Below are 20,482 nucleotides of genomic sequence, written 5' to 3'. Positions count from 1 at the left end.
GGAGTCGGGGTTACTCCCTATCGCGGCGGAACACAAGAGTGGTCCGGCCCATCGTGACCCGGGAGCCGTCGACGAGCGTGACCCGCCGGATCGGCTGCCCGTTCACAAACGAGCCGTTGGTCGACCCTAGATCCACGAGAGCGATTTCGGGACCTTCTACTCGTATCTCGGCATGGTGCCGTGAGACTCCGGGATCGACAAGGCGCAGGTCGCAGTCCGTGCCGCGACCGAGCAGAGTCACCGGCGTATTGATCTCATAGGTGCGCTGAGTCGTGTCCGACCCCTCGACGGCGGTCGTCACCAGCAGCCGCGGATGCCCCCCGAACACCCCCCCGCGCGCCCCCTGCGGCACATCGCTCACCGGCTGGCGGATCTCACCGCCCTCCACCGTCGACCCCCGGATCACCCCGGACCTGATGCGGAACATGCCCGTGGCGAGATCGCCCGCGTTCTCGAACCGCACGCGCACCGGACCCACGAAGGAGTACCCCTGCTCCTTCGCGTACTCGCGCGCGAGGTTCGCCAGCTCCTGGCTCAGGCTGTCGGCGTACACCTGGAGCCGCTGCCCGTCCTGCTGAGAGATCTCGACGACGAAGTCGTTCGGAACGAGCGTGCGGCCCTGCGCCACGATCGCCGCCCGATCGTCCATCTCGCGCTGCACAGCACTGGCCACCTCGACCGGCTGCAGCTCAGACTTGAAGGCACGGGCGAAGGCCCCTTCGACCATGCCCTCGAGCCGTCGCTCGAAGCGCTGAATGACGCCCACGGGCACCTCCCTTCCCCACTGGTAGACGATCGTATCGGTGCGAAGGTTCGCCTGGCGTTACTGGATACCTAACCACTGCCACCCGCGTGCTAGCCTTTTCAGGCACCCGGAAACGGGTGCACACCCATGGGCGGGTGGCGGAACGGCAGACGCGCACGGTTCAGGTCCGTGTGTCCGAAAGGATGTGAGGGTTCAAATCCCTCCTCGCCCACGAATGAGTTGGGAGTGGTGTGGTCGGAGCCCTGGGGCTCCTTCCCTGCCACTCCTTCTTTGTTTTGGCCCAGGGGGCGACCCCCTGGAACCCCCGATGTGGGGGGCTCCGCCCCCCACGCCCCCCTCCCGGTCGAGGTCGGGGGCTGCGTGCAGGGCTTACCCATATCGTGACAGAACAGGCCCGACCGGCGGCTATTGGTTGGGCCTGCTTTTGCACGGGTTGACGGTGTGTGGACCGGGCTTTGGCTCAAGAGTGCGGTCTGGTCATGCGGCTGTGCGGCGTAGGGCGTAGAGGGTGGCTCCGATGGCTAGGACGGCGGCGCCGGTTATTACGGACGAGAGCGGTAGCGCGAAGGCCAGGGTCAGGCAGCCGATCAAGCCGGCGATCGGCACCAGACGGGGTGGGCGGCCTTCAGTCGGGGTGAGGGTCCAGGCGGAGGCGTTGGCGATGGCGTAGTAGGCCAGGACGCCGAAGGACGAGAAGCCGATCGCGCCGCGTAGGTCCAGCGTGGCGGCCATGATCGCGACGATGGCGCCGATTGTGAGTTCGGCGCGGTGCGGGACCTTGTGGCGGGGGTGGACGGCGGCCAGGGCGTGCGGGAGGTGGTGGTCGCGGGCCATCGCGAGCGTCGTGCGTGAGACGCCCAGGATCAGGGCCAGCAACGAGCCTAGGGCAGCTGTTGCGGCGGCCACGCGTACCGCGGGGGCAAGGCCGGGCAGGCCTGCCTGGTCGACGGCGTCGGCCAGTGGTGCTGTTGCGGTGCCCAGGGCGGTGGGGCCCAGGACCGTGAGGACGGCGACCGCCACCGCCGCGTAGACGGCGAGGGCTATGCCCAAGGCCAGGGGGATGGCGCGGGGGATGGTGCGTGCGGGGTCGCGTACCTCCTCGCCGAGGGTGGCGATGCGGGCGTATCCGGCGAAGGCGAAGAAGAGCAGGGCGGCTGCTTCCAGGACTCCGCCGGTCGTGGTGCCGGGGTCCAGGTGTGCCGGGTCGGATGCGGTGGAGGTCAGGCAGGCGAGCACCACGGCTGCGAGCACGGTCAGGACGACGGCGACGATCGCGCGGGTGAGCCAGGCGGATTTGCGTACGCCGACGTAGTTCACGGCGGTGAGGAGTAGTACGGCCGCTACCGCGACTGTGTGGGGGTGGGCCGGCCAGACGTAGGAGCCGACTGTCAGCGCCATCGCCGCGCAGGACGCCGTCTTGCCGACCACGAATCCCCAGCCGGCCAGGTAACCCCAGAAGTCGCCCAGGCGTTCGCGGCCGTAGACGTAGGTTCCGCCGGACGCGGGGTAGCGGGCGGCCAGCCGTGCCGAGGACGTCGCGTTGCAGTAGGCGACGGCGGCAGCGACGCCCAGCCCGAGCAGCAGGCCCGATCCGGCCGCGCGCGCCGCCGGGGCCAGCGCGGCGAAGATGCCCGCGCCGATCATCGACCCCAGGCCGATCACCACCGCGTCGAAGATCCCGAGGCGGCGCTGCAAGCCGTCCGGTGGGGCCCTCATGCCGTGCTCCTCGGTGGTCGCCGACCGTCCGTTGAGGTGTGCCCGCTGACCGTTGGGGAAGGCGTTCAAATGGTCTTTGGGACGTCTGTCGAGGAGATGAACATGTCATATCCGGAGCCCCGGTACTTCGGGAACGACGGAGAGGTCAGCGCCGTCTACAGATCGGCGGACGCTGCGCCTGAGCTCGCGTCGCCGTCCGGGATGAAGACCTACTACCTGGCGACCGGCCGGCCGACGGGACGCGAGCACGGCGCGGCCACGGACGGGGAGTTCGGCCTCTACAACGTGGTCGGCCTGCCGCCGGGGGCCGGTACGGGCACCCACTTCCACAAGACGATGTCCGAATCGTTCTTCGTGACGGACGGGACGGTGTCGCTGTTCGACGGGGAACGCTGGGTCGACGGGACCAAAGGCGATTTCCTGTACGTCCCGCCGGGCGGGCTGCACTCGTTCTACAACCAGTCGGACGAACCGGCGTCGTTCCTGATGCTGTTCACGCCGGGCGCGCCGCGGGAGGGCTACTTCGAGGGGGTCGGCGCGGTCGCATCGCTCGGCGAGGAGGAGCGGAACCGGTTCTTCGTCGAGCACGACAGCTATTTCACCGACCTGCATATAGGGCCCAAGCTCGATTGATCTGGTGCGTGTGGGGGTTGTGGGCGTGGCTGGGGTTTGGGTGAGGTTTCGGGTGGTGCGCGACTTCGTCTGCGGGTGTTCGGACGATTTCGTCGCCGAGTGAGCGCAACCGGGTTGGGCGGGGTGGGGTTCATGGGGCGAGGCGCGTCCGGGAGGGGCGCGCTCGCCTATGAGAGGGGATTCCATGGACCTGCAGCTCACCGGCCGCGTCGCTGTCGTCACCGGGGCGTCGAAGGGGATCGGGCTCGCCGTCACGCGGACGCTGCTGGACGAGGGCGCCCGCGTCGTCGCGGTGTCCCGGAAATCGGGTGCGGAGCTCGACGCGCTGGCCGGTCCCGACCTGCTGCACGTGCCGGCCGACCTGATGGACCCGGACGCCCCGGCGCGGGCCGTGGAGCGCGCGGTGGAGGCGTTCGGCCGCCTCGACGTCGTGGTCAACAACGCGGGCGGCCCGCCGCCCGGCGCCGACCTGCCGCGGTTCGGATTCCTGACCCTGGCGGACGACGACTGGCGCGACATGTTCGAGTTCAACGTGCAGGTCGTCGTCCGGACGCTGCGGGCCGCGCTTCCGCACCTGCTGAACAGCGACGCGGCGGCGGTCGTGAACGTGTCGTCGGGGAACGCCCGCCGTCCCGGGCCGATGAACTACGACTACAACGCGGCGAAGGCGGCGCTGACGAACCTGGGGAAGGGTCTTTCGGAGGAGTACGGGCCGCAGGGCGTCCGGGTCAACACGGTGTCGCCCGGCCCGGTCAGGACGGCCTGGTGGACGGACGAGGGCGGCGCGGCCGACATCATCGCCGGGGCCACCGGGTCCGACCGGGACGCGGTGCTGGACGGGGGCGCCGCCGAGATGATGAACCTCACGACCGGCCGCCTCGCCACGCCGCAGGAGGTCGCCGACGTGGTCGCGCTGCTGGCGTCGCCGCGTTCGGCGAGCACCACGGGCGCGGACTTCGCCGTCGACTCGGGCTTCCTGAAGGAGATCTGAGCCGTAGCCATCTGTGCCGTAGCCATCTGAGGCGGCTCGTTGGGTCATTTGGTGTCGGCGTTTGTTGTGGTGGTTTGGCGTGGGAGGAGCAGGGCCGGGAGGACCAGGACGAGCGCGATCGCCATCGGCCGCGCCCGCGCCGCTGCGGCCCCGGCGGGGGCCTGCGTCGCGGTGGTCACGTCAGTCCCCGTAGGGCCGGACGGAACGCGCGTCGCGCAGCGCACGACCCCACCAGGTGAGCTGGTCGAGCATGCCCTTCGCTGCGGCTGCCGCGTCCTCCGCGTTTTCTGGCTGGCCGTCGTTGCCGAACCAGTTCCATGGGTGGTGGAAGCTCACCGTGTCCCGGACGGTCACCGCATGGAGTTCGGCGAAGACGGTCCGGAGGTGCTCTACGGACCGCAGCCTGCCGGCCAGCCCCCCGTACGACACGAACGCGACGGGCTTCGCCCGCCACTCGTAGAAGTGCGTGTCGATCAGGTTCTTCAGCGTGCCGGGGAAACTGTGGTTGTACTCGCAGGTCACGACGACGAAGGCGTCCGCCGCGTCGAGCGTGCCGGTCACCTCGGCGAAAGGGTCGGACGTCTTCGCCCCGAGCGCGGACGGCGGCGGCTCCGCCGCGAGTCCACCACGTCGGCGACGATGTCGCCGTGCTGCCGGGCCTGCTCGGCGAACCAGGTCCCCACGGTCGGCCCGAACCGTCCCTCCCGGGTGCTCGCGATGATGATCGCGACGCGGAGCGCTGTCTCGGTCATCGGTCTGTCCCTCTCTTCTGTCGTCGTAGCCACGGCTGATTGACGTGCTCGAAGCTACGAAGACGACCGAGGGCCGCTCATCTGTCAGCTGACTGGGGTGCCTACCTGTTCATGTCCAACTCGGCTGGGGCGGTGACCCAGGGCCGGTCGGTTTCCGTCACCTGGTCTTGGCGGACGCAGGCGCGGGCCAGCACTTTGAGTACCTGCTCTGGGTCGCACCCATATAGGCCTGCGCCCCAGGCGGCGTTCGCTTCGACGACCGCCCAGCCGCGGTCGCGGATCCGTCCGACGTCGAGCACGGTCGCCGGTGGGGTGGGTACCTCGCCGAGTACTTCGGTCACGTACTGCGTGGCCTCTTGGACGTCGTCGTCGGGGGCTTGCCAGCGTCCCTGTTCGGTTAGGGCGAGTTCTCCGTCGAGGAGGTAGGGGGACATGGTGACGACTTCGCCGTCCAGTACGTGGCATCGGAATTCCACGTCCCACCGGACGGGCTCGCAGACGAACACTGGCGTGTCGTCCGGCAGGACGTCCCGTCCGGGGAGATCCTCCGGGGACGTGTAGACCTTTCCCTCGAAGGCTTTTCGTCCGTCCGCCGGTTTGACGAACGTGGGCTCGGCGAGGGAGCGGCGCACGTCCCCCAACGCCGACACGCCAAGGCTCCGCCGTAGATGGCGCTGTGGGAGGCCGGGCAGCCAGTCAGCCGGTGCGTCGAGCAGGGCGACACCCAGCTGCGCCGCGATGACCTCGACGAACGTCGGCTCGCCGTACAGGACGACGTCCTGCCCTCGGAGCCGCTCAGGGGCCCGCCAGCCGCCCAACCGCTCGGCCTTCCACCCCATCCGGCCGGACGCGGCGCGCAGCACCTTCGAATCGTCCGTGTATCGGGGTGAAAGCACGAGAAGCGGCATCGACCCAGGGTAAAGGCCGAGATGTCACAGGTTCGGGGCGATGCGCTGTCTTCATGGCAGGAACCGCACGGAAGGAACGAACATGCGAGTCTTCGTCACGGGGGCGACCGGGGCACTGGGACGGCACCTCGTCCCCGCCCTGGTCGAGGCGGGCCACGAGGTCACCGCCACCACGAGGACGCCCGCCAAGGCCGGGCCGCTGCGCGCCGCGGGCGCCGAGCCGGTGATCCTGGACGGCCTCGAACGCGAGGCGGTCATCGCGGAGGTGCGGGCCGCCGGACCGGACGTCATCGTCCACCAGATGACCGCGCTGGCGGACATGCGGAGCCTCCGCAACGTCGACAAGGCGTTCGCCGCCACCAACGAGCTCCGGACCCGCGGCACCGACAACCTGCTGGCCGCCGCGGCACGGGCGGGCACCCGCCGCGTCGTCGCGCAAGGCCACATCGGCGCGACCGAGCGCTCCGGCGGACCGGTGAAGACCGAGCAGGACCCGCCGGCGCCGGACGCTCCGTCCCGGTCGTCGGTCAGGTCGATGGCGGCGATCAGGTACGTGGAGGAGACCGTGCCGGCCGAGGCGCCGGAGGGGATCGTGCTGCGCTACGGCACCTTCTACGGGCCTGGCGCCTCGGAGCCGTTGCTGGACGCCGTCCGGAAACGGCAGGTGCCGGTGATCGGCGGCGGGACCGGGATCTGGTCGTTCATCGAGACCACCGACGCCGCGGCCGCGACGCTCGCCGCCGTCGAGCGCGGCGCGCCCGGCGTCTACAACGTCGTGGACGACGACCCGGCGCCGGTCTCGGAATGGCTGCCGTACCTGGCCGACGTCCTGGGCGCGAAACCGCCGCTGCGCATGCCCGCCTGGCTCGGACGGCTGCTCGCCGGAGGCTTCGTCGCCGCCCAGATGATCGACTGGCGCGGGTCGTCGAACGAGAAGGCACGAGAGGAACTCGGCTGGGAGCCCCGGTACGCGAGCTGGCGGGAGGGGTTCCGTGTCTGGGCAGCCGCATGACACGGCCGGTTCCGGTTCCGCGTACTGGGCACTGCTGTTCTCCATCGCCTATGGCATGACCGGCTCGGTGGGCGACGCGGAGGACATCGTCCAGGACGCCTACCGCGGCCTCACCCGGGCCCGGCAGGCGGGAGTTGCGATCGCCGACACGAAGGCGTACCTGACGACGGCCGTGACGCGACGGGGAATCAACCACCTGAGCTCGGCGCGTGCGCGGCCGAGGATGTCCGCGGGGGACAGACGAGTCGGACAGGCAGAGCCGCCCCCCACGCCCGCCGATGATCAGAACGACGGCCCAGCCAAGCAGGCCGAGCCACCTGACCTGGCCGAGCAAGCCCAGCAGGCTGAGCGAGCCGAGCAGGCTGAGCGAGCCGAGCGGGCTGAGCGAGCCGAGCGGGCTGAGCGAGCCGAGCGGGCTGAGCGAGCCGAGCGGGCTGAAGGAGTCGAGCGGGCTGAAGGAATTGAGCGGGTTGAGCGAGTTGAGCAGGTCGAGCGAGCCGAGCGGGCTGAGCGAGCCGAGCGGGCTGAAGGAGTCGAGCGGGCTGAAGGAATTGAGCGGGCTGAAGGAGTCGAGCGGGCTGGGCGAGTTGAGCGGGCTGGGCGAGTTGAGCAGGCTGGGGTGGTCGAGCGGGATGCGCTGGCTGAGCAGGCCGAGATGGCCGACTCGCTGTCGATGGCGTTCGTCGTCCTGCTGGAGACTCTCTCGCCGGTGGAGCGGGCGGTGTTCATGCTGCGCGAGGTGTTCGGGTACAGCTACCCGGACGTCGCGGCGATCACCGGAAGGAACGAGCTTGACTGCCGCCAGATCTTCGCCGACGCCAGACAGCGCATCGCCGCCGGAGAGCGCCTCCGCGACGCCGCGTCACCCCCGTCCCAGCCTCCGCCCCCGGCCCCGCGCCCGTCCCCGTCTCCGTCTCCGCGCTCGTCCTCGTCTTCGTCTCCGCTTTCGTCACCGCGGCCGCTCCGGGCACTGGTGCTGCGGGCGGACGGGGAGGTGCATCCCGGGAAGCTCGGCCCTCTCTGACCGGTGTCCGATGGGGCGTGACTGCCCGGGAAGGAGTGAAACCCCGTCCGCCAGCCTCCCGAACGCTTGATGGCGATGCCTCGGGTTGGGCGTGACGCGTCTGTGGGGCCGTCGAACCTGAGGATCGTCGTCCGTGGGCTAAGGGTTTGGGGTTGCGGGACGCTCGCCTTCGTGTCCTCGTGGGGGCCGGTCGGATGCTCCTAGGGTGGCCTGCATGAAGCGTGGAATCTGTGCGGTTCGACCGGTACCGGATGCAGAACTCGTCGCATTACCGTGGTGCCGCTCATGAGGCCCAGGACCTGGACGGCCGTCCTCACGGTCGTGGCGCTCGCGGCCGCCGGCACGGCATGGCGGCAGTCGTGGCGAGTGTGGCCGCCCGCTCCGCACGTCGATCGTGGCCTTATCGCTGCCGCGCTGCCCGTGATCGACCGCTTCCTGGAGACGGGTCGCGCCGTGGTCTGGCCGAGTTCCATGCCTGCTCAGATGCGTCCACGCTGGTTCTGCGCAGAGGAGGCGATCGAGACGGCGCGGCGGGGATCGCGGGTGCGCGTATCGCTGGAGGTCGCGTGCAACGACTACGCCCGCGACGGCGGAAGTCTGGTGACCCACGCCGGGACGCGAACTCCACTGGTGGTGACGCTGGATCACGGTGGTGCCGTCCCGGTGGTCCAGGACGTGGCCGATCCGCTCGACGGCGCGGGGTTCCGTCCGTCCCTGGAGCGCATGTTCTCCGAACGCGGACTCGCCGAGTTCGACCGGCGCCAGCGCTTGAGCCAGGGCGTGGACGCCCCGGACGCCGAGGCGGCCCGCGCCGTCGGCCTGCCTCCCGGCGCTAAGGCACAGCAGTACAACAGCTAGGGCCTGCGTGGTTCGTGGTCCGGACAGTTCCGGAGCTACGGGCAGGCCCTAGGCCACGGCGCGGCCGGTGTTCCGGATCATCTGCCGGAGCACCTTCAAGGTCGTGACGTAGTCGGCGTCGTCGATGCCCTGGTGGATGCGGTCGCGGACGGCCGGAGCGTGCTGCTTGGCGGTAAGGCGCGCCTCCTCCCCCGCATCGGTGATCCACCACCGGGCCTCGTCGTCGCGGGTGAGCCAGCCGCGTTCCAGGAGAACCTCTGCGTCGGTCTCCAGGTCGTCCTCGGGCCTGAGGTAGGACGTCATGGCTTGCCGCAGTTCGGGGATGGTCATGCCCTGGCCGTCAGGTGAGATGTCGTTCTTCGACAGGTTGCGCAGGAGCCAGAACTGGGGCTGGGTGAAACCGAGTTCGGCAAGCCGGGCTCGCGTGAAAGCGATGAGTGCCTCGTAGGCAACTCCGGTCCAGTAGGCGGCCGGCTGGGCGGCGAGGTCGGCATCGGAGACCTGCTGAGTCGTCAAGGTGCTGCTCCCAGGTGGGTCATCAGTACTCCGAGCAGCGTAAAACCAGAAGTTAAGCTGAGGTCAAGGCGCGGCGGCGGGGCCTCGGTTGTGTTTGGTGGGTGCGGAAGCTGTCCTCGGGCACCGGCCTGATCGGCTCTCGTCCGTCCCAGGCTTCGAGGTCGCCTGCACTCGGAGGACGAGCCTGCCCCGGTGATCCAGGGTGACGCGATGACCCTGTGCCCCCGATGAACCAGGGTGACCCGTGATCCAGGGGTGACCCGGTGACCCGGTGACCGGGGTGACGCGGTGATCCGGGTTGTCCCGGTGACCCGGTGACCCGGTGACGCGGTGACCCGGTGACCCGGGGTGACGCGGTGACCCGGGGTGACGCGGTGATCCGGGGTGACGCGGTGACCCGGGGTGACGCGGTGACCCGGGTGACGCGGTGACGCGGTGACCTTGTGCCCGAGGGGTCCTTCGTGGTGGGCGAGGCGCGGTCCCCGTCGAGGGGCTAGCTGTTGATTACGTAGTCGGCGATGTCCTCGAAGCGGACGATCTCCCCGCGCGCTCCCCAGTTGCCTTCCGGCACCTCGTTGATGTGCACCCATGCGGCGGTGGCCTGGCTGAACCGTCCAGGTTCCGGGTCGGCGTCTGCGAGCACCTTGGTGACGCGCCGCACGATGTCATGGCGTTTGTCGTCGTTCATCGAACCGGCCGGAACGCCCACTCGCACCACGTACTTCGGCTTCTCTCCGGCGGGCAGCTGCCGGCCGCCGACGAACCAGGCGTCGATCTCGTTCACCACGAGCCACGAGATGGACCTTGCCGCCTCGTTGTCCGGGGCGCCCTCGGCGATCATCACCTCCGACACCAGTTGTCCACCGATCCTCTCGCGGTGTTCCTGATCGAGCGAGCCCTTGGGGACGAACAACTCCACGAACGGCACCAGTCAGTCCTTTCATTGAACTCTTGCTGTCCAGCGCAAACGTACGGCAGTGAGTTCAATGAATCAACCCTCTACACTGAAGCCATGCAACGGACCAGCTTCGCGGAGATGCACTGCTCGATCGGGCAGTCCCTGGAACGCGTCGGCGAGTGGTGGACGCCGCTGATCGTGCGGGACGTCTACCTCGGCCTGCACCGGTTCGACGACATCGCGGAGAACCTCGGCATCTCCCGCAACCTGCTCACCCGCCGGCTGGACGCGCTGATCACCGACGGCATTCTGGAGCGCAGGGCGTACCAGGAGCGGCCGCTGCGGCACGAGTACCACCTCACCGAGGCCGGGGAGGAGCTCGTGCCGGTGCTGATGGCGCTGATGGCCTGGGGTGACAAATGGGCGACGCCGGTGGGCGGTCCGCCAGTGCGCCTGGTGCACCACGAATGCGGGGCGGAATTCACGCCGCAGGTCTGCTGCTCGGCGTGCGGGAAGGCGGTGACCGCTGCCGACGTGACAGTGCTGCCCGGCCCGGGCGCCGCCTCCGGACCGGGGACCAGGGTGCTGGCCCGGCGCGGCCTCGCGCCGTACGAGAAGTCGTGACGGACGGACGGTTGCGCAACCTGCGTCGTCGTGGTGGGGGTCGGGTAAGGGTGAGGCGTGGTGGGCTGTCGTCGTCCGTCCTGCGGGTCGGTGCATGCGGATGGTCGGTGCATGCGGGTGGGCGATGGATGCGGGTGGGCGATGGATGCGGGTGATGGTCGATGTCTGAGGGTTTTCGCGGGCCAGGCGCGATCGTGACGGCTGATGAGGTCGCGCGGCACGGGCTGGGGCTCTCGCGCGGTCAGGTGCGCGTCTGCGCGAGCGACCCTCGTTGGGCCGACGTCTTTTCGCGGCTCGCGAGTGCGTTGAGGTCGGCGCTTGGGACGAAGGCCGTGTCCGTTGAGCATGTCGGTTCCACGTCGGTTCCCGGGCTTTCCGCGAAGCCGATTCTCGACGTTGCGATTGCGCTCGCGTCCGATGCCGTCACCGAGGACGTCATCGCGGCGCTGGGGCCATTGGGCTATGACTTTCGTGGTGACAAGGGTGATCAGGGAGGGTGGCTGTTCGTCCTGGAGGACCGGCCGGGGCGCCGGGTCGCCCACGTCCATGTGGTTCAGGACGGCGACCCGCAGTGGAACCGCTGGCTTTCCTTCCGTGACCTGCTTCGCGCCGACGCCCGCGTCCGCGCCGACTACGACCGGCTCAAACGAGAGCTCGCCACGCGGCACCCGCGTGATCGTCGGGCGTACACCCGGGACAAGACGTCGTTCGTCACCTCGCGGGTCACGTCCGGGGGCGGCCGGTAGACGGCAGAAAGGGGCCGCGGCTAGGTGTTTGCTGAGGTCAGCGGTGTCGGCGGGCGGGGTCTTGCTTTGCGAGGGCGGCGCCGACCGCTTCGGTAGTGACGTTGGTGTAGATCGCCAGGGAGCGGATGTGGCGTGGCCGCTGAGGCCCATCAGCATCGAGGCGGACCAGCCGTCCTCGGCCAGGTGGGTGAGCCGGGAGTGGCGGAGTTGGTGGAGGGTGAAGCCGCGTTTGCGCGGGTCGTGTTCCTTGGTGCTCTGTTTGAACAGGTATTCGGCGCGTTCGTAGGAGAGCCGGCCGCGGCCGGTGTGGGGGCACAGGTCGGCGTCGGCGGGGGTGCGGGCGGGTGCGGGGCGCCGGTCGGCCAGGAACAGCGGGCCGCTGGTGCGGCCGTTGGTCAGGCGTTGGAGGAGGCGGGCGGAGCCGGATTGCCAGTGGATCCAGCGGGTGTCGCCGCCCTTGCCGGTGATCTGGCCGCGTTTGTTGGCCAGGTCCAGGTCTTCGATGTTGAGGGCCAGGACCTCGTCGGCGCGGGCCGCCGACTCGTAGGACAGCCGCCGTAGCGTCTTGTCCCGCAGCGGCACCTTCGGGTCGGTCAGCAGGGCCTCAACGGTGTGCCGGTCGATGGCGCGGGTGCGGTCGCGTTTCTCTGGCCGCCGCTCGATCAGCGCTGCGAGGTCGATGGTGATCTGGCCGCGGCTGGCCGCCCAGGTGGTGAACGAGCGCAGTGCCGAGCGGTGCCGGTTCCAGGTCCGCGGGGCGGCCTGGTCCCACGCGGCGGTGAACGCCGCCGCGGCGTGTTCTGTGGCGAGTTGGGCGAGCGGGACGGTGTCGCCGAGCTCGCGGCGTAGCCGCCGCAGCGTCTGGCCGTAGGAGCGCAGCGTGTCGGCGTCCAGGTCGCGGCGGGCCAAGAACGCATCGGCCGCCTCGGCCAAGGTGACACCGGCGACGGGAACGGCGCGAGCGGTCATCAGATCCGGGAACTGCGCGGCCGAAGGCAGGTGCGCAGCTCAGCGTCGTTGCAGGGCACCGTCCTGGGGCTGTGGCCCAGAGGGCTGGCCAGGCCGCGGGTACGATTCTGGTCGGCCCTGGAGTTGATCACCACACCTGCCACCCTTAGCTGTCCAGATCGTCGTGGTCGAGACGGCCCGGCGTCACCACCGGGTCGTCTTGTCGGTCTCCGCCAGTTGGCGGACCTCGTCTAGGCCCACGGAAAAGCGCGCACCGCGCAGGTCCGCGCCGCGCAGGTCCGCCAGGTCCAGGTTCACGCCGCGCAGGTCCGCCTCGTACAGGTACGCGCCCCGCAGGTCCGCCTCGTACAGGTTCACGCCGCGCAGGTCCGCGCCGCGCAGGTCCGCGCCGTAGTTCCCGTCCGCAGGCGTGGGCCCGGCTCTCAGGTAGACAACCGAGCCGCTGCCCCGGTGCCCGCTTAGGCGCGCGCCGCTCAGGTCCGCGCCGCTCAGGTGCGCGCCGCGCATGTAGGCGCGGCTCAGGTCCGCGTCGGCCAGGCCCGCGCCGGTCAGGTTTGCGTTGCGCAGATCCGCGTGGGACAGGTCCGCCTCGCGCAGGTTCGCGTCGCGCAGGTCAGCTTTGCTCAGGTCCGAGCCGCGCAGGTCCGCGCCGCCGAGGGCGGCGTTGTTGAAGTGGGCGTTGCCGAGGTCCGAGCTGCGCAGGTCCGCGCCGCCGAGGTTGGCGTTGTTGAAGTGGGCGTTGCCGAGGTCGCTGTGGGGGGTGCGGATGCCGTGGAGGTCGAGGGGCGGGACGGGGTGGGGGTTGCTGGCCAGGATGGTGAGTGCGGCGGTGATGTCGACAGAGGGTTCGGGGGGGAGGTCTTTGTCCTTGGTGGTGGGGGTGGGGGCCCGGTCGCGGATGAAGCCGGCCAGTACTGCGGTGATGGCGGCGCGGTCGCGTTGGGAGTCGGCCAGGAGCCGGTTGAGAGCGTGGATGGCGGCGAGGCGGATGGTGGTGTTGTCGCTGGTGAGGGGTTCGAGGGTTTTGGCGTAGCGGTCGGTGAGCTGGCTTTCCCTGGCGATCCGCACGTTGTCCTGGGAGGTGCGCAGGTCTTCTTGGGCGGTGCGCAGGGCCAGGCCGCTGGCAACCAGGCTGCCCGCGGTGAACAGCACACCGAACAAGATCCCCAGCGAGTTGAGCCACTGGTGCCGTTCGGCCCGCTGCTGGTTGCGCAGCTCCATCCGCACCTCGGCGGGGAGCCGGTCGAGGTCGGCCTGGGTCGGCATGGTGATCCGCACTCGGGACCGCCCCGGCAGCGACCGGCTCCGCCTGGTGGTGGCCGAGGGGCGTGCGGTGCCGCCGCCCTGCCCGCGATCGTTCCGCGCCGGCTCGTCCGGATCAGTCCCACCCGGGCCGATGGGGTCGGATGGTTCGGCGGGGGGATGGTCGTCGCCGGGGCTGTGCTCCTCGGGGCCGCTCATGGCATCTGCTCCGCATGGCTCCACATCCCCGCGGCCGGCGGTCGGCGCGGTGCGGATCGGCGAGCTGTCGGCAGGTCGCCTCCTGGCGGGTCTGCGGCGGTGGCGGTGTCCTCGGGCGTGGCGGGAACGCGCACGTCGGCTCCTGGCTGGCTGGTGTGACAGGGAATGTGCCGCCTTCGACGGTACGGACCGCTACCGGCCGGCCAGGTGGGAACGGGGACGCCGGACGCGGCCGGATGCGGCCGTGACAGGGAATGGGCCATTCCCTGTCACATCACGGAAATGGTGGCTCAGGTCTTCGGCGCGAACAGCACGCGGGGTTCGAGGTCGAGCCGGGTGGCCGGGGCCTGGTCGGGCGGGGTGAGGTTGAGCGTCCAGTTCCCGAACCGGCGGACGGTGTGGGTGAGGTAAGGGGAGACGGTCGCCAGGTCGTCCAGGTCGACGCTCTGGCCCTCGGCGGCCACGTCGTTGGCGGCGTCGGTGATGTCGCATGCGGTGGAGTAGATGACGCAGTTGGCGATCAGCTCGTTGAACTTCACCACCTTCTCCTGGTGGTCGGGGTCGTTGTGGCCGATGAGCTTGCCGCCGAACATCAGCCAGTCGGCGAAGCCGTGGAATGCCTCGTTGCGGTTGGTGACCTGGGTGATCTGCTCTCTGAGCTGGGGCTCGGACAGGCGCGGACGAGTTCCTCCAGCGCCACGTTGATCAGGTCGGCCGGGTTGTCCTTGGACTGCACCGCCTTGCGGATCGCCTCCTCGGCGACCTGCCGGACCCGGGCCGCCTCATAAGTCGCCCCCAGGCGCGTGCGCACGAACTCGCGATGCCGCTTGGCCGACCGCGTAGCCGCACGCTCCAGCTGCACGTCCTGGGCCAGGCCCAGCGCAGCGCACCGCGAACATGGTCGACTACGACCGCCGGGACATCCTCGACCTTCGGGAAATAGCCGAGCCGCTGGTAAGACCTCAGCCACACCGCCAGCGCCAGCAGATGACGCTCATCCTGGGTACGGCCACGCGCCCACTCGATCTCGGCCTCGGCTGGCGTGAACGACTCCGCCAACTCCCGCGCCGAGACCACCCTCGCGAACGCCGGATACGCGGTCCGATCGACCGAGGTCACCCTCAACCCCCGACACCACCACCAACACGACGCCGATCACCTAACCAGCATCGATCAGCCCGCGGCCCCTTTCTCCCGTATTCCGGCCGCACCCGACGTTTGACGGCATGTAGGTCTGAGGCAGATCGTCTGCAATTAAACTATCTGCTATCGTTCTGGTGAACGGGTGGGGCATGACCCCATGCCTCCCTCCTCGCTCCCGCGCGGCTTGATGCGCGGTGCTTGGCGGGGCCTCCGTCACTGGAAGGGCTTGATCGACATGACTGAGAACACCACGGAATACCGTCCTGGGCAGGGGCCCAGTCCTCGCGCGATCACTGAGGAGGAGGCGGTTCGGATCCTTGGCGGGCAACAGCTGGGCGTGCTGGCGACCCTGAAGCGCAACGGCCAGCCCCATTTGGCCTCGATGGTCTACAACTGGGACCCGAGGAGCGGATCATCCGGATCCCGTCGGTGGCCGGACGCATCAAGGTGCGCCATCTCCTGGCGGATCCGCGTGCGACCTTCCAGGTGCAGGGAGAGACCGTCCTCTCCTACGCCGTCGCCGAGGGCGAGGCGGTGGTCTCGGAAGCGACGGAGCAGCCGGGCGACGCTGTCGGCCGGGAACTTCTGTCGGCGTTCCGGGTCGCGGACTCGGCAGATGAAGCGGAGTTCTTTGAGCGGATGGTGCGGGACCACCGCCTGATCATCAGGCTCCGGGTTTCGCACCTCTACGGAATCGCCCTTGACGGCCCCGTGACGCAATAGCGAGCACGACGGACGACGGGCTCGCCGATGTCGCGATGTGTTCGCAGAGAGATGGCTGACCGCACGCCCCCAACGCGACAGATGGTGATTTGAGCCTTTTCGCCTAGATTCCGAGAAATCAGATAATCCTGGGTGAGCCAGTGGCTCACCGTGACCTGGTTCCCGGCCAACGGTCATGGACTGCCGATCCTCAAGCACAGATACATCACCAAGGAAAGGGAAACGGCGCGGTTTGCCGCCAGGCTGAAATCGACGCCACCTCAGCCGGAGGCACCCATATGCACTTGGCCTCGTACACGGTGATGAAACGATGCTGGACGTTGCGGTCATGGCCGTCTCCGCTGCTGGTGCCGGTGAAGCCGCCGTCATCACGGCCTGCGACTAGCGCCATCGCCCAACCTGCTGCCGGGCACGACTTCTATTAGCGTTGTGGCCTGCATTTCCTTTTGTGTGGCAGGTATCGCGTCAACGCGTGGGTGTGTCCGAGTCGAACGTCCGGAAAGTTCGTGGCGGACGCTCGCCCCGGCTTGCGCCGTCCATCCGAGCGTCTTCTTAATTGGGATCGTTTCTTGTAGCGCGCCATTCCCTCGGTGGTGACTGCGAAGAGTGGTATATGGAGATTTCGTCACTCGTTTGGCTCGTCCGGCCACGTCGAGAAATCGTCCTTGTGTAGGTCTTCGCCGGTGACGGTTCGCCTCTGCTTTGGTGAAGCTGATCTTTACATCGGGTGTTGGGTTGTCAAGGTTTCTGTGGAGCTGGTTGGGCACGGCGGGCGGGTTTGGGGGGCGCGCAGCGTACCTGACGGCTCTGGTGGCAGCGCGCTCCGTGTCTTCGATTCCCATGGGCGAAGGCGGCGGGCGGCGGTGTAAAACGCCTGGTCTTCGTCCTGTCGGGGGTGTCATCGGCGGCCGCCGAGAGGGGCGCGCATTCAGGACGTCCTGAAATTTCAATGATGGGTTGAAATCTGGTTGTTGACACTGCATCGAAGTACGTTGCTGCCAACACGACGCCTTTACCACCAGGCTCGTGGCCCCCCGCCAACCCCCGAGAGATGCCGTCGACAAGGTGGTCGGCGGCGAAAGGTGGAACCAGAGTGAACCGTGGATCGCACCTCCAACGCGCGGTGACCCCGCTGTTGAGTGCCGCGGCGCTGATCACGCTCCCCGCGCTCGGGACCGTTCCCGCAACGGCCCAGACCCACTCCACAGGGACCGTCCAGCTCGCTCACCTCCCGCAGACGGCGCTGGCCGATCAGCTGACCGGCCGGCTCGGCTCCCAGCACGCAGGCTCCTTCGTGGACGGCGCCGGCAACCTCGTCGTCAACGTGACCAGCGCGGCCGCCGCCGAGCGGGTCCGCGCTGCGGGAGTCCAGGCCCGCATCGTCGAGCACGGCATCAAGCCGCTGACCGCCGCCAAGACGAAGCTCGACCGGCTCGCCGGGACGTCCGGCACGACCGGGCTGTCCTGGGGCGTCGACGTCATGTCGAACGCCGTGGTCGTCAGCGTGCCGAAGAACGACAACGACGCCGCCACCACGGCGTTCGTCAAGCGGGCCCGCGCCATCGGCCAGACCGTCCAGATCAAGCGCGTCCCGGCGGCGCCGCGGCTGACGCTCGGACCCGGCGACGCCATCACCACCGGCGGCTCGCGCTGCTCGGTGTCGGCGATCGGCGTCGCCGGCGGTGTCGAGTACGTCATCACCGCCGGGCACTGCACCAGAATCGGCGCCACCTGGTCAGCGGGCGGCCAGACCGTCGGCACCCGGGAGATCAGCAGGTTCCCGGGCGACGACTACGGCACGATCCGCAGCGCCGGCCAGATCCAGCTGGACAACGCCCAGCTCACCGAGGTCGGACGTCCGGCGGTCGGAACCCAGATCCAGAAGAAGGGCTCCACGACCGGCACGACGTCCGGGCGGCTCGTGGGCTACGACCGGACGGTGAACTACCAGGAGGGCGCCGTCCGCCAGATGATCGAGACCACCGCCTGCAGCCAGCCCGGCGACAGCGGCGGCTCGCTGCAGAGCGGCAACATCGCCGTCGGGATCACCTCCGGCGGTACCACCGGCGGCTGCGGAAGCAACTTCCAGTCGTTCTTCCAGCCGCTGGACGAGGCGCTTCAGGCTCAGGGCGCCACCCTGAAGTGATCTGAGCTCCGTCCATGTGGGGCTCCCGGCGCGCGCCGGGAGCCCCACATCCTTTCCGCACGTGAGGGGTGGTCGGACGCCGATGCCGGTGTTGCTCGGCAGCGACGGTTGCGGTGGCTGCGGCGGCTGGGCGGCAGGGCGGCAGGGCGTCAGCGGCTGGGCGTCAGCGGCTTGGGACGGGGACGTCGTCGGGCGTGGCGGCCGGGTGTTTCGTTCGGGGGGCGGCGGATGGCGCGTCCTGCCCGGCGAGGCCGACCTGGGTGGCCAGGCGGTCGCGTAGGCGGGTGAGGCGGGCGATCTCCGCGTCGAGGGCGTCGAGCCGGCGGCGCGCTATCCCGGAACCCTGCCCGCATCCCGTGCCGTTGTGCGGCGGCGTCGTGTCTTCGTCCAGGAGGTGGAGGAGGCCGGCGCAGCCGCGGAGGTCCTCGACGGTCAGTCCCACGGACAGCAGCCGGCGGATGGTCCGCACCCGCGCCACTTCGCCCGGCCCGTACCGGCGCTGCCCGCCCGAGGTGCGCGTCGGCGGCGGCAGCAGGCCGCGCTGCTCGTAGAACCGCAGTGCCCGCGGGGTGGTCCCGGCCGCCGCCGCGGCGTCGCTGATCCGCATCGGTGCTCCGTCCTGACGCCTACAGTTCGACGATGACGGTCCCGAGGTGCCGTCCGCCGATCATCTCGTGCAACGCGCGCGGGGCGTTCTCGATGCCCGCGACACGCACATGCGGGAAGGTGATCTCCCCGGAGCGCAGCCAACCGCCGAAGCGCTCGGTCCATTCCGGGCCCGCCGCGTCCTCGGCGGAGCTGCCGAAGCCGCGGATCTCGATCCCCTTGACGATCAGCTGGAAGGTGTCGATCTCGACGGGCGCGGTGGCGCCGGCGAGGTCCGGCGACAGCTGCCCGGCCAGGGTGCCGACGATGGCGAACCGCGCGCCGGGACGGGCCACGGCGATCGCGGCCTGGAGTTGCTCGCCGCCGACGTTGTCCACGAGGACGTCGATGCCGTCCGGCGCGGCCTTCGCGAGCTGGTCGACGAATGGATCCGTCCCGCCGGGCACGACCGCCTCGCGGTGGGCGTCCGCCCCAGCGAGGGCGCCAGTCCCGCGATGCGTGTCCGTCGCGGCGAGTGCGTCGGTCCCGGCGTGGGCGTCCGTTGCGGCGAGTGCGTCGGGCTCGTGCTGCGTGTCCGTTGCGGCGAGTGCGTCGGGCTCGTGCTGCGTGTCCGTTGCGGCGAGTGCGTCGGGCTCGTGCTGCGTGTCCGTTGCGGCGAGTGCGTCGGTTACGGGGCGGGCGTCCGTTGCGGCGAGTGGGTTCGTCTCGTCATGCGCGTTCGTCTCGGGGTGCGCGTCGGTGGTGCCGAGGGCGGGGGTCCTGCGGAGGACGGCGGCGTCGTAGCCGAGTTCGGTCACGAGCCGCTTCGCCTTGTCCGGCGAGCCGGTGCTGCCGATGACGCGTCCCGCGCCGAGCGCCCGGGCGATCTGCCCGGCCAGCGACCCGATCCCGCCGGCGCCACCGGACACGAACACGGTGTCGCCGGGACGCAGCCGCGCGTCCCGCGTCAGCGCCGTGTACGCGATCGCCGCCTGCCCCAGGTGGGCCGCGGGATCGGGCAGTGCGTCGTCCAGCGGTGACCACTGACCGGCGGGGACGGCCGCGTACTCCCGCCAGCCGAGCCAGGGCTGGACCAGATCCCCGGGCTGCACGCCCGCGTCCGGCGGCGCCGACATGACTTCGGCGATCGCCTTCCCGTACAACGTGTCCCCGGGACGCAGCCGCGGGAACGGCGCGCCCTTCACGCTCCCGCCGATCAGGGTGCGCAACGCCGGGGAGACGTGGAAGAAGCGGTTCCGGACCAGCACCTCGCCGTCCCCGGGGACCGGCATCGGCGCCTCGACGACGGCGAAATGCTCGGGTTTCGGCAGGCCATCGGGCTGGACGGCAAGCTGCACTTCGCGAGATCTACCGGGCATTCAGGACGCTCCCAACGCATAGACCCTGCACGACCTCGCGACGCTAACCCCTGACCCGTGCGTCAGAGTCAAGCCCGGAACACCGTCCGTCCCGGCGGCGGGCGGAAAGGGGGATGTCAGCTCGCGTCGATGAACTGGTGGTCGGTGCGGATACGGCCTTCGCCGTCCAGGGAAAGGACGTCGAGGCCGCCGCCGACGGTCTCGCGGGTGCGGGTGGACAGCATCGTCCACCGGAGGGCCACCACATCGGGCGAGAGGACGGACGGATCACCGGCCGCCTCGAAGACGTGATCACCGGACGCGATGAACATGTCGTAGGCGCGTGTCACTCTGGCGTCCAAGGCATCGTGGCCGCGGACCTCCAACGGCGGCACGGGAAAGGCGAGCGATGCGGCGGCCTCCCGCATCTCCTGAGGGGGGTCCACCAGGACGTGCACTCCGTCGGGCGCCCACAACCGGCGGACGAGCGCGCTCCGCGCCGCCGGGTCGGGCTCGTTCCACTGGGCGACGAAACCGTCGACCAGACGCTTCACATCGATTGGGTTGCTCATGAGCAGCAGTGTTGGGCGGGCGACGGCGGTCCCGCGATTCCCTGCGGGGAATCGCGGCGGCGCGGACGCTCAGTATGAATG

23 protein-coding genes, 1 tRNA gene and 2 pseudogenes are annotated in these 20,482 nt (G+C 69.8%); 11 read left to right on the top strand and 15 right to left on the bottom strand.

Annotated elements, in window-relative coordinates:
- Positions 1-10 precede the first annotated feature (10 nt).
- Positions 11-766 carry a DUF3662 and FHA domain-containing protein gene (locus ACH34T_RS38545; RefSeq protein ID WP_328360038.1) on the bottom strand — a complete coding sequence of 252 codons (756 nt, stop codon included), beginning with the start codon at positions 764-766 and terminating at the stop codon, positions 11-13.
- A gap of 128 nt (positions 767-894) precedes the next feature.
- Between ACH34T_RS38545 and ACH34T_RS38540 the strand changes: the two genes are divergently transcribed.
- Positions 895-977 (top strand) — tRNA-Leu (locus tag ACH34T_RS38540).
- A gap of 266 nt (positions 978-1,243) precedes the next feature.
- Here ACH34T_RS38540 and ACH34T_RS38535 read toward each other — a convergent pair.
- Positions 1,244-2,482: an APC family permease gene (locus ACH34T_RS38535; RefSeq protein ID WP_396025932.1), complete on the bottom strand. Its 1,239-nt coding sequence runs from the start codon at positions 2,480-2,482 to the stop codon at positions 1,244-1,246.
- Between the two features lie 102 nt (positions 2,483-2,584).
- On the opposite strand from ACH34T_RS38535, the gene ACH34T_RS38530 reads away from it, so the two are divergent.
- On the top strand, positions 2,585-3,115 hold the full coding sequence (locus ACH34T_RS38530) for a cupin domain-containing protein (protein WP_396025931.1): 531 nt from the start codon (positions 2,585-2,587) through the stop codon (positions 3,113-3,115).
- 184 nt (positions 3,116-3,299) lie between these two features.
- Complete coding sequence (locus ACH34T_RS38525; protein ID WP_396025930.1) at positions 3,300-4,106, top strand: SDR family NAD(P)-dependent oxidoreductase; 807 nt, start codon at positions 3,300-3,302, stop codon at positions 4,104-4,106.
- A gap of 44 nt (positions 4,107-4,150) precedes the next feature.
- On the opposite strand, the gene ACH34T_RS38520 is transcribed toward ACH34T_RS38525, so the two are convergent.
- The 4 genes from ACH34T_RS38520 to ACH34T_RS38505 form a co-directional block, all read right to left on the bottom strand.
- Positions 4,151-4,285 carry a hypothetical protein gene (locus ACH34T_RS38520; RefSeq protein ID WP_396025929.1) on the bottom strand — a complete coding sequence of 45 codons (135 nt, stop codon included), beginning with the start codon at positions 4,283-4,285 and terminating at the stop codon, positions 4,151-4,153.
- 1 nt (position 4,286) lies between these two features.
- Positions 4,287-4,667: an NADPH-dependent FMN reductase gene (locus ACH34T_RS38515; RefSeq protein ID WP_396025928.1), complete on the bottom strand. Its 381-nt coding sequence runs from the start codon at positions 4,665-4,667 to the stop codon at positions 4,287-4,289.
- Positions 4,664-4,858 (bottom strand): hypothetical protein, encoded by a 195-nt coding sequence (locus ACH34T_RS38510; protein ID WP_396025927.1) that lies wholly within the window; start codon positions 4,856-4,858, stop codon positions 4,664-4,666. The genes ACH34T_RS38515 and ACH34T_RS38510 overlap by 4 nt, the downstream gene beginning before the upstream one ends.
- Before the next feature lie 101 nt (positions 4,859-4,959).
- Entirely contained in the window at positions 4,960-5,766 is an 807-nt protein-coding gene (locus tag ACH34T_RS38505) for an ATP-grasp domain-containing protein (protein WP_396025926.1), read from the bottom strand.
- Between the two features lie 82 nt (positions 5,767-5,848).
- On the opposite strand from ACH34T_RS38505, the gene ACH34T_RS38500 reads away from it, so the two are divergent.
- From ACH34T_RS38500 to ACH34T_RS38485, 4 genes and pseudogenes are all read left to right on the top strand, one after another.
- Positions 5,849-6,778, top strand: coding sequence for an NAD-dependent epimerase/dehydratase family protein (locus ACH34T_RS38500; RefSeq protein WP_396025925.1), 930 nt, complete (start codon positions 5,849-5,851; stop codon positions 6,776-6,778).
- Positions 6,759-6,977 (top strand): annotated as a pseudogene (locus tag ACH34T_RS38495) (sigma factor); the annotation flags it as partial. The gene ACH34T_RS38500 and the pseudogene ACH34T_RS38495, both read left to right, overlap by 20 nt.
- A 420-nt stretch (positions 6,978-7,397) precedes the next feature.
- The gene (locus tag ACH34T_RS38490; protein WP_396025942.1) at positions 7,398-7,802 is read left to right on the top strand and encodes a sigma factor-like helix-turn-helix DNA-binding protein; all 405 of its coding nucleotides are present in this window, start codon (positions 7,398-7,400) and stop codon (positions 7,800-7,802) included.
- Positions 7,803-8,087: 285 nt separating this feature from the next.
- Entirely contained in the window at positions 8,088-8,660 is a 573-nt protein-coding gene (locus tag ACH34T_RS38485) for a hypothetical protein (protein WP_396025924.1), read from the top strand.
- A gap of 48 nt (positions 8,661-8,708) precedes the next feature.
- Here the strand turns inward: ACH34T_RS38485 and ACH34T_RS38480 are convergent, their stop codons facing one another.
- Both ACH34T_RS38480 and ACH34T_RS38475 read right to left on the bottom strand, forming a co-directional pair.
- Positions 8,709-9,176 (bottom strand): MarR family transcriptional regulator, encoded by a 468-nt coding sequence (locus ACH34T_RS38480; RefSeq protein WP_396025923.1) that lies wholly within the window; start codon positions 9,174-9,176, stop codon positions 8,709-8,711.
- Between the two features lie 493 nt (positions 9,177-9,669).
- Positions 9,670-10,104: a 4-oxalocrotonate tautomerase family protein gene (locus tag ACH34T_RS38475; RefSeq protein ID WP_396025922.1), complete on the bottom strand. Its 435-nt coding sequence runs from the start codon at positions 10,102-10,104 to the stop codon at positions 9,670-9,672.
- Between the two features lie 84 nt (positions 10,105-10,188).
- On the opposite strand from ACH34T_RS38475, the gene ACH34T_RS38470 reads away from it, so the two are divergent.
- Positions 10,189-10,698, top strand: coding sequence for a winged helix-turn-helix transcriptional regulator (locus tag ACH34T_RS38470; RefSeq protein WP_396025921.1), 510 nt, complete (start codon positions 10,189-10,191; stop codon positions 10,696-10,698).
- A 194-nt stretch (positions 10,699-10,892) separates the two neighbouring features.
- On the top strand, positions 10,893-11,444 hold the full coding sequence (locus tag ACH34T_RS38465) for a GrpB family protein (protein ID WP_396025920.1): 552 nt from the start codon (positions 10,893-10,895) through the stop codon (positions 11,442-11,444).
- A 186-nt stretch (positions 11,445-11,630) separates the two neighbouring features.
- Here ACH34T_RS38465 and ACH34T_RS38460 read toward each other — a convergent pair.
- From ACH34T_RS38460 to ACH34T_RS38445, 4 genes and pseudogenes are all read right to left on the bottom strand, one after another.
- A pseudogene (locus ACH34T_RS38460) lies at positions 11,631-12,413 on the bottom strand (tyrosine-type recombinase/integrase); the annotation flags it as partial.
- A gap of 183 nt (positions 12,414-12,596) precedes the next feature.
- On the bottom strand, positions 12,597-13,874 hold the full coding sequence (locus ACH34T_RS38455) for a pentapeptide repeat-containing protein (protein ID WP_396025919.1): 1,278 nt from the start codon (positions 13,872-13,874) through the stop codon (positions 12,597-12,599).
- A 290-nt stretch (positions 13,875-14,164) separates the two neighbouring features.
- Entirely contained in the window at positions 14,165-14,548 is a 384-nt protein-coding gene (locus ACH34T_RS38450) for a Tn3 family transposase (protein WP_396025941.1), read from the bottom strand.
- A gap of 31 nt (positions 14,549-14,579) precedes the next feature.
- Entirely contained in the window at positions 14,580-14,993 is a 414-nt protein-coding gene (locus tag ACH34T_RS38445) for a DUF4158 domain-containing protein (RefSeq protein WP_396025918.1), read from the bottom strand.
- 453 nt (positions 14,994-15,446) lie between these two features.
- On the opposite strand from ACH34T_RS38445, the gene ACH34T_RS38440 reads away from it, so the two are divergent.
- Together ACH34T_RS38440 and ACH34T_RS38435 are read left to right on the top strand one after the other, a co-directional pair.
- Positions 15,447-15,740: a hypothetical protein gene (locus ACH34T_RS38440; RefSeq protein ID WP_396025917.1), complete on the top strand. Its 294-nt coding sequence runs from the start codon at positions 15,447-15,449 to the stop codon at positions 15,738-15,740.
- Positions 15,741-16,833: 1,093 nt separating this feature from the next.
- Positions 16,834-17,886, top strand: coding sequence for a S1 family peptidase (locus tag ACH34T_RS38435; protein WP_396025916.1), 1,053 nt, complete (start codon positions 16,834-16,836; stop codon positions 17,884-17,886).
- Positions 17,887-18,049: 163 nt separating this feature from the next.
- On the opposite strand, the gene ACH34T_RS38430 is transcribed toward ACH34T_RS38435, so the two are convergent.
- The 3 genes from ACH34T_RS38430 to ACH34T_RS38420 form a co-directional block, all read right to left on the bottom strand.
- A complete protein-coding gene (locus ACH34T_RS38430) occupies positions 18,050-18,493 on the bottom strand; it encodes a MerR family transcriptional regulator (RefSeq protein ID WP_396025915.1) in 444 nt (147 codons plus the stop codon).
- A gap of 19 nt (positions 18,494-18,512) precedes the next feature.
- Positions 18,513-19,850: a zinc-binding dehydrogenase gene (locus tag ACH34T_RS38425; protein WP_396025914.1), complete on the bottom strand. Its 1,338-nt coding sequence runs from the start codon at positions 19,848-19,850 to the stop codon at positions 18,513-18,515.
- A 116-nt stretch (positions 19,851-19,966) separates the two neighbouring features.
- Positions 19,967-20,401: a hypothetical protein gene (locus ACH34T_RS38420; RefSeq protein ID WP_396025913.1), complete on the bottom strand. Its 435-nt coding sequence runs from the start codon at positions 20,399-20,401 to the stop codon at positions 19,967-19,969.
- Positions 20,402-20,482 lie beyond the last annotated feature (81 nt).

It is taken from the genome of Actinomadura sp. 9N215, assembly GCF_044326345.1.
In the GTDB taxonomy this organism is placed as follows: domain Bacteria; phylum Actinomycetota; class Actinomycetes; order Streptosporangiales; family Streptosporangiaceae; genus Spirillospora.
This window is presented reverse-complemented; position numbering and strand designations above follow the sequence as displayed.

Excerpts from the sequence above, each read along its gene's own strand:
- ACH34T_RS38535 (WP_396025932.1), bottom strand. The coding sequence starts at position 2,482 with ATGAGGGCCCCACCGGACGGCTTGCAGCGCCGCCTCGGGATCTTCGAC.
- ACH34T_RS38530 (WP_396025931.1), top strand. The coding sequence starts at position 2,585 with ATGTCATATCCGGAGCCCCGGTACTTCGGGAACGACGGAGAGGTCAGC.
- ACH34T_RS38525 (WP_396025930.1), top strand. The coding sequence starts at position 3,300 with ATGGACCTGCAGCTCACCGGCCGCGTCGCTGTCGTCACCGGGGCGTCG.
- ACH34T_RS38510 (WP_396025927.1), bottom strand. The coding sequence starts at position 4,858 with ATGACCGAGACAGCGCTCCGCGTCGCGATCATCATCGCGAGCACCCGG.
- ACH34T_RS38505 (WP_396025926.1), bottom strand. The coding sequence starts at position 5,766 with ATGCCGCTTCTCGTGCTTTCACCCCGATACACGGACGATTCGAAGGTG.
- ACH34T_RS38500 (WP_396025925.1), top strand. The coding sequence starts at position 5,849 with ATGCGAGTCTTCGTCACGGGGGCGACCGGGGCACTGGGACGGCACCTC.
- ACH34T_RS38485 (WP_396025924.1), top strand. The coding sequence starts at position 8,088 with ATGAGGCCCAGGACCTGGACGGCCGTCCTCACGGTCGTGGCGCTCGCG.
- ACH34T_RS38470 (WP_396025921.1), top strand. The coding sequence starts at position 10,189 with ATGCAACGGACCAGCTTCGCGGAGATGCACTGCTCGATCGGGCAGTCC.
- ACH34T_RS38455 (WP_396025919.1), bottom strand. The coding sequence starts at position 13,874 with ATGAGCGGCCCCGAGGAGCACAGCCCCGGCGACGACCATCCCCCCGCC.
- ACH34T_RS38430 (WP_396025915.1), bottom strand. The coding sequence starts at position 18,493 with ATGCGGATCAGCGACGCCGCGGCGGCGGCCGGGACCACCCCGCGGGCA.
- ACH34T_RS38425 (WP_396025914.1), bottom strand. The coding sequence starts at position 19,850 with ATGCCCGGTAGATCTCGCGAAGTGCAGCTTGCCGTCCAGCCCGATGGC.
- ACH34T_RS38420 (WP_396025913.1), bottom strand. The coding sequence starts at position 20,401 with ATGAGCAACCCAATCGATGTGAAGCGTCTGGTCGACGGTTTCGTCGCC.